The 12271-nt window shown below is 61.7% G+C and carries 16 protein-coding genes and 1 tRNA gene; 5 read left to right on the top strand and 12 right to left on the bottom strand.

Annotated elements, in window-relative coordinates; translation table 11 throughout:
• The 9 genes from BUA41_RS16890 to BUA41_RS16930 form a co-directional block, all read right to left on the bottom strand.
• A partial coding sequence (locus tag BUA41_RS16890) for a DUF4123 domain-containing protein (protein WP_175547002.1) occupies positions 1 to 383 on the bottom strand: 383 nt, incomplete at its 3' end.
• 363 nt (positions 384 to 746) lie between these two features.
• Positions 747 to 1307, bottom strand: a complete 561-nt coding sequence (locus tag BUA41_RS16895; RefSeq protein ID WP_072825035.1) for an acyl carrier protein phosphodiesterase — start codon at positions 1305 to 1307, stop codon at positions 747 to 749.
• A 10-nt stretch (positions 1308 to 1317) separates the two neighbouring features.
• Entirely contained in the window at positions 1318 to 1671 is a 354-nt protein-coding gene (locus BUA41_RS16900; protein ID WP_072825037.1) for a TusE/DsrC/DsvC family sulfur relay protein, read from the bottom strand.
• 9 nt (positions 1672 to 1680) lie between these two features.
• Positions 1681 to 1971, bottom strand: a complete 291-nt coding sequence (gene tusB / locus BUA41_RS16905; protein ID WP_072825039.1) for a sulfurtransferase complex subunit TusB — start codon at positions 1969 to 1971, stop codon at positions 1681 to 1683.
• Positions 1972 to 2040: 69 nt separating this feature from the next.
• The gene (gene tusC / locus BUA41_RS16910) at positions 2041 to 2412 is read right to left on the bottom strand and encodes a sulfurtransferase complex subunit TusC (RefSeq protein ID WP_072825041.1); all 372 of its coding nucleotides are present in this window, start codon (positions 2410 to 2412) and stop codon (positions 2041 to 2043) included.
• 10 nt (positions 2413 to 2422) lie between these two features.
• Positions 2423 to 2815: a sulfurtransferase complex subunit TusD gene (tusD, locus tag BUA41_RS16915; RefSeq protein ID WP_072825043.1), complete on the bottom strand. Its 393-nt coding sequence runs from the start codon at positions 2813 to 2815 to the stop codon at positions 2423 to 2425.
• Between the two features lie 92 nt (positions 2816 to 2907).
• Positions 2908 to 3579, bottom strand: a complete 672-nt coding sequence (locus BUA41_RS16920) for a Bax inhibitor-1/YccA family protein (protein WP_072825045.1) — start codon at positions 3577 to 3579, stop codon at positions 2908 to 2910.
• A 152-nt stretch (positions 3580 to 3731) separates the two neighbouring features.
• The gene (locus tag BUA41_RS16925) at positions 3732 to 4010 is read right to left on the bottom strand and encodes a hypothetical protein (RefSeq protein ID WP_072825047.1); all 279 of its coding nucleotides are present in this window, start codon (positions 4008 to 4010) and stop codon (positions 3732 to 3734) included.
• 82 nt (positions 4011 to 4092) lie between these two features.
• Entirely contained in the window at positions 4093 to 4386 is a 294-nt protein-coding gene (locus BUA41_RS16930) for a hypothetical protein (protein WP_072825049.1), read from the bottom strand.
• 175 nt (positions 4387 to 4561) lie between these two features.
• On the opposite strand from BUA41_RS16930, the gene BUA41_RS16935 reads away from it, so the two are divergent.
• The 3 genes from BUA41_RS16935 to BUA41_RS16945 all read left to right on the top strand — a co-directional run bounded on the left by BUA41_RS16935 (position 4562) and on the right by BUA41_RS16945 (position 6077).
• Positions 4562 to 4651: transfer RNA gene (locus BUA41_RS16935), tRNA-Ser, on the top strand.
• Positions 4652 to 4866: 215 nt separating this feature from the next.
• Complete coding sequence (locus BUA41_RS16940; RefSeq protein WP_072825051.1) at positions 4867 to 5418, top strand: porin family protein; 552 nt, start codon at positions 4867 to 4869, stop codon at positions 5416 to 5418.
• Positions 5419 to 5624: 206 nt separating this feature from the next.
• On the top strand, positions 5625 to 6077 hold the full coding sequence (locus BUA41_RS16945) for a DUF2501 domain-containing protein (protein WP_072825053.1): 453 nt from the start codon (positions 5625 to 5627) through the stop codon (positions 6075 to 6077).
• A 24-nt stretch (positions 6078 to 6101) separates the two neighbouring features.
• Here the strand turns inward: BUA41_RS16945 and BUA41_RS16950 are convergent, their stop codons facing one another.
• Complete coding sequence (locus BUA41_RS16950; protein WP_072825055.1) at positions 6102 to 7811, bottom strand: potassium/proton antiporter; 1710 nt, start codon at positions 7809 to 7811, stop codon at positions 6102 to 6104.
• 245 nt (positions 7812 to 8056) lie between these two features.
• Here BUA41_RS16950 and BUA41_RS16955 point away from each other — a divergent pair, with 245 nt between their 5' ends.
• Positions 8057 to 9226, top strand: a complete 1170-nt coding sequence (locus tag BUA41_RS16955; protein ID WP_084671783.1) for an ABC transporter substrate-binding protein — start codon at positions 8057 to 8059, stop codon at positions 9224 to 9226.
• Between the two features lie 86 nt (positions 9227 to 9312).
• On the top strand, positions 9313 to 10710 hold the full coding sequence (locus BUA41_RS16960; protein ID WP_072825057.1) for a 3'-5' exonuclease family protein: 1398 nt from the start codon (positions 9313 to 9315) through the stop codon (positions 10708 to 10710).
• A gap of 3 nt (positions 10711 to 10713) precedes the next feature.
• Here the strand turns inward: BUA41_RS16960 and BUA41_RS16965 are convergent, their stop codons facing one another.
• Both BUA41_RS16965 and BUA41_RS16970 read right to left on the bottom strand, forming a co-directional pair.
• A complete protein-coding gene (locus BUA41_RS16965) occupies positions 10714 to 11502 on the bottom strand; it encodes an alpha/beta fold hydrolase (RefSeq protein ID WP_072825059.1) in 789 nt (262 codons plus the stop codon).
• Positions 11503 to 11534: 32 nt separating this feature from the next.
• Positions 11535 to 12200 carry a 7-cyano-7-deazaguanine/7-aminomethyl-7-deazaguanine transporter gene (locus tag BUA41_RS16970; protein ID WP_072825061.1) on the bottom strand — a complete coding sequence of 222 codons (666 nt, stop codon included), beginning with the start codon at positions 12198 to 12200 and terminating at the stop codon, positions 11535 to 11537.
• Between the last annotated feature and the right edge of the window lie 71 nt (positions 12201 to 12271).

Raw genomic sequence — 12271 nt, forward strand, 5'->3', positions numbered from 1 at the left:
TTCGGCCCCAGTAGCCGCGCCCGTTCAGGCGCGTTCAACGAGGCTTCGAGCCCGGCAAGGACGCGGGGATCGGCGTAACGAAACAGGGAGGGGGGTGCCTGCTCGCGCTCGATCACCGTCAGGGTCTTCAGATGCTCGGCGACGACCTCGAACGGCTGCGTCGAGACCAGCTCGATGGCCAGCCCCTCTTCGACCCACGGGCGGTAGCGTTGAAGGGCAACCGGCGAGGCGGGTTCGACGAGCAGCGGGCCGGCAGTGGCCTGTTCGTGTTGGTGGGTCTGCAGGTAGAGCAGGTGATAGCGAGGCGACGGTTCGGTCTCGAACAGCTGGCGCAGCCCGTCCCGATGCCAGGCCAGATCGACCAGGAAACGCGTCATCCGCATCGGCATTGCGCCCCTAGGCTGCAGTTGTCGGGGCCGGAGGCCCGTGCAGTATCGCCACTATTGATACATTGAAGAAGGAGTTTGAGGTTGGTCGAGGTCGCCATGGGAGTTCCCTGAAAAAACGATCTGACCAAAGATAACGAAATTAGCTAGTTAAAACAGTTGATTACATTATTTGTATGAAATGGCTGACAAGCCTTGTTGCAAATGTCTTACAAGCGCACGGCAAACGTGAGTGTTCAGTCCCGCAATAATCTCAAGCCGTGTCGTTGGTAACAGGGTAGGCTTGCAAGGATCACGGTACCGTGTAGTTCAGTCTGAAGATCGACGTCTCGTTTCTCGGCAAAGCATGATTGGCCAGAATTAGAGACCCAGTCGATGGTTCAACTCGGGCCACAGCCTGGCAAAGTCCTGTTCGAGCGCCACGTAATCGGCCTCGAGCCAGGGAATCAGCTCGGCCAGGCGGTTGGGGCCCCTGAGGCGACGCCCCACCCCGGCCACTGCGGCACAGGTAAATTCGAAGTCGGCATAGCCGTTCAGCCAATCCTGCTCGATCAGCACCGGCACCATGTTCGCCAGACGGGCGGGGGCCGGGCGCTCTTCGAGTAGCCGGTAGCAGCGGCGAATCAATGCCTGATTCCGGCGGTCCGGCCCATGATCGCGGGCCACGAAATGATCCCACACCAGATCAAGCGCGATGCCGGCGTAGCGGCGCCCCGGACAGGGAGCCCGGGCCCGGGCCGCCAGAACGATGGGATGCGAATCGACGACCGCATCCACCCGGCGATGGTGACGTATGCCTGCAGCAACGTCGCCAGGCCAGTCGCCAAGGTCGCTACCCTTGACTCCATCGGCGATCAGGTTGCCGTAGAGAAAGGCGTCGCTGCCCCCGCGGGCCAGACAGGCATGGGCCAGGAAGTTCATGCCGTACCCCTCACAGGCAATTGGTGGGCTTGGGCAGGCCAGCCAGGCGCGCCCCAGCCTTGGCCGGACTGTCCGGGAACAGCTTCATCAGGTGCAGGGACTTGCCCTTCTCCGGCCCCAGGGCCTGCCCCACCGCCTTGACCAGCGGCCGCATGGCTGGCGCCATCTCGTAGCGCGCATAGAAGTCCCGCAGCACCTCGATGACCTCCCAGTGCTCGGCGGTCAACTCGCGCTCTTCTTCGGCGGCCAGTGCCTCGGCCACGGCCGGCGACCAGTCTGTCATGTCAACCAGGTAGCCTTCCGGGTCCAGGGCAATCTCTTGCCCTTCGACCCTCACCCAGCGTTCAATCGTCGTCGTTGCCATCAGGATTTCTCAGAACCAGCTCACCACACGATCGGCGTCTTCGGTCAATTGCACGAACCCCTCCATGTCCACGATGACGATCTGCTCGGCGCAACGCCCTTCCAGGCCCCGGGAGGCCAGGTCTTCCCGCAAGGCGAACAGACGACCGTATACCGCCGAGAAATGCTCGGCGAGAGGCATCAGGGCCGAGTAAACGCCATCCTCGGTCAGCAGCAGGCAGTCGTCCTCAGCCATGGCGCGCAACGCGTCCCGGTACACATGGCTCGAGGCCGCAGAGCGATTGAGTAGGTGCAGCAGCATCGGCGATCGCCTCCTTACGACATGCCCGATTCATCAATGATCATCCATCAAGGCACGAAACCCAAGACACTAGAAATTGAACACCGGTGCATGATGGGCGAAGAGAGATGGCAGCCTCTCCGGAGCAACGAGCGTCACCGGTAGCTGCAAGTCTGTCTCGATCAAGCCTCGCTGAGCCAGGGACTCGGCATCGACCAGCAAGGTCTCGATGTCGTACATCGCCAGCATATCCAGCGTCGGATGCGTGCCCTTCTGACCCAGCGGTCCTGTCTGCTGGCCTTTCACGAGCGCTTCGACCCCATCTCCGATGAACAGCAGAGTCACCGACTGACCGAACGCCGCACCAACCAGCGCCACATCCAGCCCCTCGCGCAACCAGCTGCTACCGTGGGGGGCATGACGCAAGACGACGAGCATGGGCATTGGCGATCTATCGCTCATCGTTCGCTCCTCAAGGGGAAAACGTGATCAGACGATCATGGGTCATGGCAGCCTCGACCAACTGGCCCACCCCGGTCAGCTCGAAGGGCGACTCGAGGCTGTGCCCCTGCTTGCCGTGACGACGCGATTCCCGCTCGTCGACCACCCCGCGCCGCAACGCCGCGGCCACGCAGACCAGTAGCGCAGTGCCATGCTCGTGGTGCAAGCGGCACCAGGCATCCACCAGCTGCGGTTCGTCCTGGGGAGGCGTGGCCAGCCGTTGAGCGTTATAGACGCCATCATGATAGAAGAATACCGTCTCGAGACGATGGCTCCGCGCGATCAACGCCTCGGCGAATCTCAAGGCCGAGTGAGCCGCCTGGTGACTGTAGGGAGCCCCCTGGACAAGCAGTGCATAGCGCATGACCCGACCTCTATCTCGCAGGAACGCTTCATTCAAAACAATGCGGCCCCGCCTGATAAGGCGGGGCCATGCAGGACATCAGGAGCGATCGATCAATCGTTGTTCATTACGCCCAGCAGCGACAGCAGGCTGATGAACAGATTGTAGATCGACACGTACAGCGTGACGGCGGCCAGGATATAGTTGGTCTCGCCGGCCCGGTGCACGATCTCACTGGTCTGGTACAGGATCACCGCGGAAGAGAAGAGAACGAAGCCCGCGGAAACCGCCAGCGCCAGTGCGGTGATGTTGAAGATCAACGCCACCACCATCGCCAGGATCAGCACGATGGCCCCGGCGAACAGGAAGTTGCCCAGGAAGCTGAAATCCTTCTTGGTGACCAGTGCCACGGCAGACAGCCCCAGGAAGGTCGCGCCGGTCATGGCCAAGGCGGTCATCACCAGTTGGGCCCCGTTGGGGATCGACAGATAGAGGCTCAGGATCGGTCCGAGGGTGAAGCCCATGAAACCGGTGAAGGCGAAGGTCGCGAGCAACCCGGCGGCAGAGTTGGCGGTCTTGTGAACCAGGAACATCAGACCATAGGCACCGATGAAGAACACCAGGATGTTCATCTGACCGATGCCCATTGCCATGGAAACCCCTGCAGTGGCTGCCGAGAACAGCAGCGTCATTGCCAGGAGCATGTAGGTGTTGCGGAGGACCTTGTTGGTACTGACCGCGCTAGTCTGACGCTGCGTTACGTGCGACGACTGCTGATAGGCCATGGATGTAGGCTCCTTCATAGATTATTGGACAAGCTATAGACAGAGAATGCCGCTTGATCGTTCCCTGCGCAAGCCATCATTCCAACGTTCCCACGAAACGAGGAGCCCCGCTGGTCCCGGGGCTCGTTCATCCTTCTCCAACGTCCGGGTTCTCAGGGTTGCTTGGGGCCTTCGAGATTCAGGCGCAAGGCGATGAGGGTACTATCGGTTGACAGGTTGGCGACATTGAGGGCGTGGTGCGTCATCTCCTCCTGCAGTTGCTGGAATGCCTGCTCGTCATTGCGCTGCATCTCGCGCAACTGGTTTTCGGAGAGATTCTTGCTGCCCAGATAGTCTTTGCCAGCCTTGCGCAGGGTTGAACCCATCTCGCCACCCGCCAGTTCATGAAACTCGTCGTTCTCCATGCCGGTGCTCAGAATCGTGATTTCCATTCGTGCTCCTTGCGTTTTTCCATGTTGGCAGGCAATAGCCAAACGTTACGATAACAGCCCTGTCAAGCCAATGCTCGCGACGCTAGTAATGCTTGAAGCGATGGCGGCGCTGCTCGAAATGCTCGTGCTGCGCCAGAATGTCCATCGCCTTGCGCAGGCATTCCGGATCGTTCGGGTCATCGACCTCGACCAGCAGCAGATTGGGCGAACCCTCGGCGCCACTGGGGCTATCGATAGGGATATGCTGAAGATCGCTCATCAGCTCGACGTAGCGATGCGAGTCGTCGTGGCGACCTACCGCACCGACGATATGCACGTCTGCAAGCTGGACGCCTTCAGCCTCCTCTATAGGCACCCGAATGATATTCTCTGACATACCCACCTCGTTCATCGCCGTAAACCTTACCTGTTATGCAGGCGCCCGACCTGGATTTCCACCCATGCCAACCACCATTTTCCTAATCTTAGCCAAGATCGGGCAGTTTAACCCCCTGATTGCCAACATACCTTGACGGGCCAGCCAAAGTTGGTAGTATCTAGCGCCGTGAGCCGGAGGGATGGCAGAGCGGTTGAATGCACCGGTCTTGAAAACCGGCAAGGGTTAACGCCCTTCCAGGGTTCGAATCCCTGTCCCTCCGCCACTCACCCTTCTTCAGAAAAGCACCTTCGGGTGCTTTTTTCGTCTCTACCCTGCCTGCGTATCGCCTCTCGGCGTCAACCTTCAAGCTGGCGCTGCAAAACGCTGCTCATTTTCGATTTGGCACGATCTCCCGGCGTTATCATCGACCGGACCTTGCTGGCAACCAAGCATCCGCCGAGCGAGGACCGAAAAGACGTCCATCACAGGGATCACCAAATGAAACTCAAGGTTAGCGCGCTAGTTCTTGCCACCCTGGTCTCCAGCCCCGCCCTGGCCGGTGATGCCGGCACCAGCTATGCCGGGTTGCAATACGCCCAGGCAAGCTACGAAGAAACTGTCTACGGGTACGACATCGAAGGCGACCCGAGCGTGCTCGTTGGCCGCCTCGGCCATTACCTGACCGACAACTTTTCTTTCGAAGGCCGCGTAGGTCTTGGACTCTCCGACGATGAAGTGACAGTGAACGGCTACGACACCGACGTCACGGTAGAAGTCGATCATCTGTTTGGCGCCTATGCCGTCGGTCACCTGCCCGTCACCGATGTCGTCTCCATCTACGCTCTGGCCGGTTTCACTCAAGGGGAAGCGACTGCAAAGGCCGATGGCATGTCCGCAACCGATGACGACTCCGGGTTCTCCTACGGCGTGGGAGGCGAAGTCAACTTCTTTTCGCGTCAATTCTCGGGCACCCTCGAATACATGTCCTACCTGGACAAGTCCAGTTACGAAGTCAGCGCCATCAGTGCCGGCGTGAACTATCAATTCTGAGTGATCGACCGGAGGCGTCTGTCGGCAGGCGCCTTCACCCCGGGACTTCACCAGCCTCCTTTTGCATACCGGCGTCGGGCACCTCCTGGCGTCTGCGTACATCCCGTTACCCTCGCGGCTTTGCAAGCAGCCTCCGTCCGGCTCATGCTGGAATCATCGATCAGAAGCGTTAGTTCCATCGATCACATGAACAAGGAGTTCTTCGCATGAACAAGCACCTTGCTTGCGCCGCGGGTCTGGTCGCCATCGTCGGCTTCGCCCCCCTGAGTTCGGCCACGAGCCTCGACAGCATGAAGGACAAGGCGGGCAGCCTCCTGTCCGGTCAGTCCGACTCGTCGAGCGGCTCCTTGTTGAGTTCGCTTTCTTCGGGGTCGTTCGATCTGGGCAGCATGAGCAACGTCGCGGGCGTGCTGGGCTACTGTCAGGAGCAGGGCTACAGCAAGAGTGCGACACAGACGGTCAAGGAGAAACTGCTGGGCAAGCTCGGCGGGCAACAGGAGGCCTCCCGAGACAAGAGTTACCAGGAAGGCTTGAGCGGCATCCTGCAAGGCCAGGAGGAAGGCAAGAGTTTCAACCTCGGCGGCATCAAGGATCAGGTGGGTGAAAAGGTCTGCGGCGCCATCGCCGACAAGGCCATGTCGTCTTTCCTGGGCGGCTAGACCGCCACGGCATCCCTTGGAGTGTCATTGATAAAGCCTGAGCCCCACCTTGGTGACCTTGTTGCCTTCCATGACGCTGACCACCCAGTGGATGCCATGCCAGCCGACGTCGTCACCGACCACCGGATGGCCGCCGACCCGCAACGAGATGAACTCGCCGAGGGTCATGTTCTGCTCCCCGGGGCTCAGGGTCAGCCCGTAGGCAGCAGCGACATCGCTCATCAGCGCCCCGCCATCGAGGGTGAAGGTGCCGAAGAAAGCGCGTTCGCGCTTGAGACGTGCCTCGCCATTGAACAGCCGGTTGAGTGCCGGCAGGTCCTCGCTGCGTCCGATGACGCAGATCACGTCGCCGAGCTTCAGAAGCGTCCCGCCCTTGGGATGCAGCATGACATGCTGCCTGAACAGCGCCGATATCAGGGCACCGGAGGGAAATCGCAGCAGCCGGATCGGCACGTCCTCGAGTGCCTCGTTGTCCACCTTGTAGACGAACATCTCGAAATCGTTTTCCGGCAATATGCCCAGGGGGCCGCGCCGATTGGGCGCCACATTGGCCGGGACCTCGACCCGGGTCCATCGCGCCATCAGCGACAGGGTCGTACCCTGGATCACCAGGGACATCAGCACCACGAAAAACGCGACATTGAAGTAAAGCGCCGAATTCTCGACCCCGCCGACCACCGGGAAGATGGCAAGCACGATCGGTACCGCACCACGCAAGCCGACCCAGGAAATGAAGGCGATCTCACGCCAGCGAAAGCTGAAGAAAGGCTTGATGACCAGCACCACCGCCAGCGGGCGTGCGACGAAGATCAGCACCAGCGAGAGCAGCGCGCCGGGCACGGCATAAGCGACCATATCGCTGGGGGTCACGAGCAACCCCAGCACCAGGAACAGACCGATCTGGCTCAGCCAGGCCAGGCCATCGTGTACCGGCAGGATGAAGTTGAGGTGCCGCCCCGGCTGATTGCCGATCATCAACCCCGTTAGGTAGATCGCCAGGAAACCGCTGCCATCCAGCGCGCTGGTCAGCCCGAACACGCAGAATCCGAGAGCCAGCGCCAGCAACGAGTAGAGCCCCGGCGCCAGGTCCAGCCAGCGGAGCAGGCGCGCTGCCAGCCAACCGGCTCCCAGTCCTATCGCCAGGCCCAGGCCGAACTGCTTGACGAAGAGCAGGAGCATCTCCAGGGGGCCACCGATACCCCCGACCAGGATCTCGACCAGGGTGATGGTCAGGAAAATCGCCATCGGGTCGTTGGTGCCCGACTCGATTTCAAGGGTCGCCCCGACACGCTCGTTGAGACTGACTCCCTGCCCGCGCAACATCGAGAATACCGCTGCCGCGTCGGTAGAGCCTACGATTGCCCCCACCAGCAACCCTTCGGTGAGGCTCAGCCCGAAGAACCACATCGCGAACAGCCCCACCAGGGCACCGGTGACGAAGACACCCAGGGTCGCCAGGGACAGTGCCGGCTTGAGGCCGACCCGAAAGGTCTTCATGCGCGTTCGCAGGCCGCCGTCGAGAAGAATCATCGCCAGCGCAAGGTGGCCGATGACGAAGGCCAGGGAATAGCTGTCGAAGTCGACACCCAGGATGCCGTCCTCACCGGCGAGCATGCCCAGGGCGAGGAAAAGCAGCAACAGCGGCAAACCAAACAAGGACGACAATCGGCTCGCCAGCACGCTGAGGGCGATCAGCGAGCCGGTAAACAGAAACAGGGTATTGATGCTGTCCATAGCGCGAACACGAAAATAGAGGTGATTAAGTATGCCATACCGGCAAACCGGCGACGAAGCCGTTGGGACAAACTGGAAAGGCTGAGACAATGAGGCAGTGACCGGGCACAGAGGGCCCGCATATCAGCCACGACACCAGAAAAACCATGTGTGCCACCCTACTGCTCTAGTCATATCGTAGCCCCAGGGATAGACTGGCAGCTCAGGCGCAGTGGACGGGATATTGCAGACAAGATGAGAACGCCATGACCCCAGGGCTGCGTCGAATCTCAGTCGCGGCAGTGTTGCTGCTGCTGCTTGGCATGGTCGTCAATGTGCTTGCCCAGAACGCGGCCAAGCCGCCGGTAAGCGACGCGGCGATCGACGCCTCCCTGGCTCTGAAACGGATGCTGAACGATAGCGGCAGTGACGCTATCCCGACAATCGACATCCCGGACAAGCCAACGGTGAGCAACCGCGAGCCCGAGCCACTCATCCCGCCACCGGCTCGCCGGCTGAGGGTGGTTCTCGACTGGTACCCGACACCCTATCACGCCCCCCTCATCGTGGCGCGCGAACAGGACCTGTTCGATCGCAAGGGCCTCGAGGTCACCTTGACCACCCCTGCAGACCCGAGCGTGCCCCCCAAGCTGATCGCCGCTCAGCGCGCAGAGCTGGCCCTGACCTCACAGCCGCAGTTGCATCTCCTGGTCGAACAGGGGCTTCCCCTAATTCGAGTGGGCACCCTGGTACCGGCCCCGCTGGCGACCTTGCTGGCCCGCAAGGACAACGGCATCGACGGCCTGGTGCTCCTCAAGGGCAAGACACTTGGCTACGCACAAGAAGGCCCGGCACGCATATGGCTGGACGCGATACTCGAGGATCAGCCCATCGGGCCAGATGACCTGTCGCTGCGCAGGATTGATTTCGCGCTGACGCCCTCCCTGCTCGAGGGTGAGGTGGATGCAGTGATCGGGGCGATGCGCCATGTCACCCGGCACCAGCTGATGCAGCAGGGCGTCGACGCTGTGGAGTTTCTGGTCGAGGCAAGCGATCTGCCCGTCTACGACGAATTGATCCTGGTGGCCAATCGCGATGTCCTGGGCCAGCATCGGCGGGACATCGCGGACTTTCTTGACGCCCTCGAGCAGGCCACCCTATGGTTGGTCAACAATCCCGAGAGGGGCTGGGAGCTCGTGAGCCGAGCCGAGCCGGGTATCGACACAGCAGGAAATGCGAAAGCCTGGCCCGACGTGCTTCGCTACCTTGCCTTGCGACCGGCCACACTTCAGGCCCGGCGCTACCTGCGCTTCGAAACCTATCTGCAAGGGCGTGGTCTCATCGAGACGCTGACGCCCATTGAGCGGCTTGCCGTCGATGTCAGCGATGTCGACTCCCCGGGGGAGAACGGGACCACCCGCGACGGCTCCGGGTAGTCGAGGGGAGGCTGACGAAGCACCTAATCGTCGTCGACCCGCGGCCCTGCCCCTACTTCCGCACACGAATCTTGCTTGTTCTTTTCATGAATGATCGCCCGCTCGTCTTCATCGACCTGGAAACCACCGGCACTCGCACTACCCGAGACCGAATCACCGAAATCGCTGCCCTGCGCGTGATCGACGGTGAGGTCGTCGATCGTTACGTTTCCCTGGTCAACCCTCGAAAAGGCATTCCCGCGCACATACAACGAATCACCGGCATCGATGATGCCATGGTGGCGGATGCCCCCTGCTTCGAGGCGCTGGCCAACGAATTCTTCGCCTGGCTGGCGGACGATGCGCTCGTGGCTCACAACGCTCGCTTCGATTACGGCTTCCTGCGCAACGAGTTCAAGCGCGCCGGTCTCGACTACAGCGCCAGCGTGATCTGCACTCTCAAGCTGTCGCGACGGCTGGCCCCCCAGCATCGCCAGCACAACCTGGACACCCTGCTCGAGCGGCACGGTCTGGGGGGCTACGACCGCCACCGTGCGGAGGGTGATACCCGGGCCATGCTTGCACTCTGGCGATGCTGGCAGGTCCAACACGACAGCGACCGGATCGAGGCATTGATCCAGGCCCAGTTGCGCCAGGCCAGTCTGCCCGCGCACCTGGACCCTGCCCGCCTGCAGGCCTTGCCCGAACGCCCCGGCGTCTACCTGTTTCATGGCGAGAAGGGTGCCGTGCTGTATGTCGGCAAGAGCGTCAATCTGCGGGCACGGGTACTCAGCCATTTCAACAACGACCACCGCAACGATCGGGAAATGCGCCTGACCCAGCAGATTCATGACCTGGAATGGCAGGAAACCGCGGGTGACCTAGGCGCTCAATTGCTCGAAGCGCAGCTGATCAAGGAGTTGATGCCGGTGCACAACCGTCTGCTGCGCCGGAACAGCCGGCTAGTGAGCTGGTGCTGGCCGGAGGGGGAAGCAGCGCCGCACCTGACCGACGGGGAGAGCATCGACCCCTCGAACGACCTGGCCCTCTTCGGGTTGTTCCGAGCGCGCCGTGATGCCCACAAGGCACTCGACCGGATCGCCGAGGACTACCGCCTGTGCCCGCAGGTTCTGGGATTGACCAACGAGGGTGGGCGCTGCTTCGCTCGGCAACTTAGGCGCTGCGCGGGGGCCTGTTGCGGGGAGGAAACCCTCGAGGCACACACCCATCGCGCCCGGGAGGCGCTCGAACGCCTGAAAGTGCATCACTGGCCCTGGCCGGGCCGCGTCGCTTTCGGCGAGACCGCCGAGGATGGCACCCGCGCCTGGCATGTCGTGGATCACTGGTGCTATCTGGGCACCCTGCCCGATCTCGACGAGCGGAGCTTGGCCTCCCTGGCCACCGGCAAGCCCCGCTTCGATGTGGATACCTACAAGATACTCAATCGCTTCCTGACCCAGGCCAAGCAGCGGCTCGAGATTCGACCATTGAGCGGGGCCGCCTGAGGATCAGGACGACCGACGCTCAAGAAAGGCGTTCACCGCCTGCTGGAACGCTTCCGGCACCTCGGCATGCAACCAGTGTCCGGCGTCGAGCGTCTCGATCTCGGCCTCGGGTAATACGTCTTTCAAATCAGACAAGCGTTCATCACTGACGTAATCGGAGTGGGCACCGCGCAGCACCAGGGTCGGGCCATGATAGGCGCCCTCGCCGGCCGGCGCGGCGGCGACGTCCTCATAGGCGTCGTCGATCTCGTCCAGCCCGACCCGCCAGCGCATCACGCCATCGTCGTCACGCACCAGATTGGTCGCCAGGAACATGCGTACCGCCGGAGTTTCGACGGCTTCGGCCATTAACGCGTCGGCCTGCTTGCGCGAGGTGGGTTCACCCTCCTCGACCCGGCGCATGGCGGTGAAGACGCTGTCGTGATCGTGGCCGTAGGCGATCGGGGCGATGTCCGCAACGATCAGGGATGCCAGGCGTTCGGGCGCCAGTCGTGCCACGCTGATCGCCACCTTGCCGCCCATGGAGTGTCCCAGGAGGTCGCAACGTGGTACGTCGAGCCTGTCGAGAAGCGCCAGCACATCGTCGGCCATGGTAGCGTAATCCATGCCGGGTGCATGGGGGGAGCGACCATGATTACGCAGATCGACCGTGATCACCCGCCGGCGCTCCTGCCACTGCTTCACATGGGAGCGCCAGTTGTCGGCACTGCCGAACAGGCCGTGCAGCACTACCAGGGGCACGCCCTCTCGGGGGCCACTGTCTTGGTGGTGGAGTTCGATCGTGTTGCTCATATGCCTCCTTCTCGCAAGCGATGCATCAGCGGTCAGACTCCTTCCTGCGAGGGCCTGGCTCCCCAGCGCAGCAGACCTCGACTCAACCACCCCAGCAACAGGCCATACATGGGCAAGAACAGTACAAGTGACGCTGTCAGTTTAATACCATAGTCGACCCAGGCGATTTCAACCCAGTGACTGGCCATGAAGGCATCCGGCCCTTGGTGGAAGGCGATGGCAAAGAACGCAAAGGTATCCGCCAGGTTGCCGAATACCGTCGACACGGCCGGCGCCACCCACCAGCGCGCGCTGCGCCGCAGGCGATCGAAGACCTGTATGTCGAGCAGCTGGCCGATCACGTAGGCCATGAAACTGGCCAGGGCGATACGTGCAACGAACAGGTTGAAGTCGCCAAGGGCCTCGAAGCTGCGGAACTCACCTTTCTCGAACATCACCGACAGCAGGTAGGAGATCACCAGCGCGGGCAACATCACCCGGGCGATGATCACTCGTGCCGGGCCCTTGCCAAACAGCCGAACCGTCAGGTCGGTCGCCAGGAAGATGAACGGGAAGCTGAACGCCCCCCAGGTGGTGTGCACGCCAAATACGGTAAACGGCAATTGCACCAGATAGTTGCTGGCGGCAATGATGAAAATGTGAAAGGCCACCAGGACCGCCAGGCAGTGACGCCTTTGTCGATCGGACAGCAACAGCATCGAAGATTCCTTTTTGTACCGCCGAGGGGTAAGGGAACCCTCGTGCTTCGGTAGGACTCACGACCTCGCGG

The sequence above is a fragment of the Modicisalibacter ilicicola DSM 19980 genome (assembly GCF_900128925.1).
GTDB lineage: Bacteria > Pseudomonadota > Gammaproteobacteria > Pseudomonadales > Halomonadaceae > Modicisalibacter > Modicisalibacter ilicicola.

Coding starts and splice junctions, on each gene's coding strand:
- BUA41_RS16955 (WP_084671783.1), top strand. CDS start 8,057: ATGACCCCAGGGCTGCGTCGAATCTCAGTCGCGGCAGTGTTGCTGCTG.
- tusC (WP_072825041.1), bottom strand. CDS start 2,412: ATGAGCGATAGATCGCCAATGCCCATGCTCGTCGTCTTGCGTCATGCC.
- BUA41_RS16970 (WP_072825061.1), bottom strand. CDS start 12,200: ATGCTGTTGCTGTCCGATCGACAAAGGCGTCACTGCCTGGCGGTCCTG.
- BUA41_RS16945 (WP_072825053.1), top strand. CDS start 5,625: ATGAACAAGCACCTTGCTTGCGCCGCGGGTCTGGTCGCCATCGTCGGC.
- BUA41_RS16930 (WP_072825049.1), bottom strand. CDS start 4,386: ATGTCAGAGAATATCATTCGGGTGCCTATAGAGGAGGCTGAAGGCGTC.
- BUA41_RS16960 (WP_072825057.1), top strand. CDS start 9,313: ATGAATGATCGCCCGCTCGTCTTCATCGACCTGGAAACCACCGGCACT.
- tusB (WP_072825039.1), bottom strand. CDS start 1,971: ATGCTGCTGCACCTACTCAATCGCTCTGCGGCCTCGAGCCATGTGTAC.
- BUA41_RS16900 (WP_072825037.1), bottom strand. CDS start 1,671: ATGGCAACGACGACGATTGAACGCTGGGTGAGGGTCGAAGGGCAAGAG.
- BUA41_RS16965 (WP_072825059.1), bottom strand. CDS start 11,502: ATGAGCAACACGATCGAACTCCACCACCAAGACAGTGGCCCCCGAGAG.
- BUA41_RS16940 (WP_072825051.1), top strand. CDS start 4,867: ATGAAACTCAAGGTTAGCGCGCTAGTTCTTGCCACCCTGGTCTCCAGC.
- BUA41_RS16925 (WP_072825047.1), bottom strand. CDS start 4,010: ATGGAAATCACGATTCTGAGCACCGGCATGGAGAACGACGAGTTTCAT.
- BUA41_RS16895 (WP_072825035.1), bottom strand. CDS start 1,307: ATGAACTTCCTGGCCCATGCCTGTCTGGCCCGCGGGGGCAGCGACGCC.
- BUA41_RS16920 (WP_072825045.1), bottom strand. CDS start 3,579: ATGGCCTATCAGCAGTCGTCGCACGTAACGCAGCGTCAGACTAGCGCG.
- BUA41_RS16950 (WP_072825055.1), bottom strand. CDS start 7,811: ATGGACAGCATCAATACCCTGTTTCTGTTTACCGGCTCGCTGATCGCC.
- tusD (WP_072825043.1), bottom strand. CDS start 2,815: ATGCGCTATGCACTGCTTGTCCAGGGGGCTCCCTACAGTCACCAGGCG.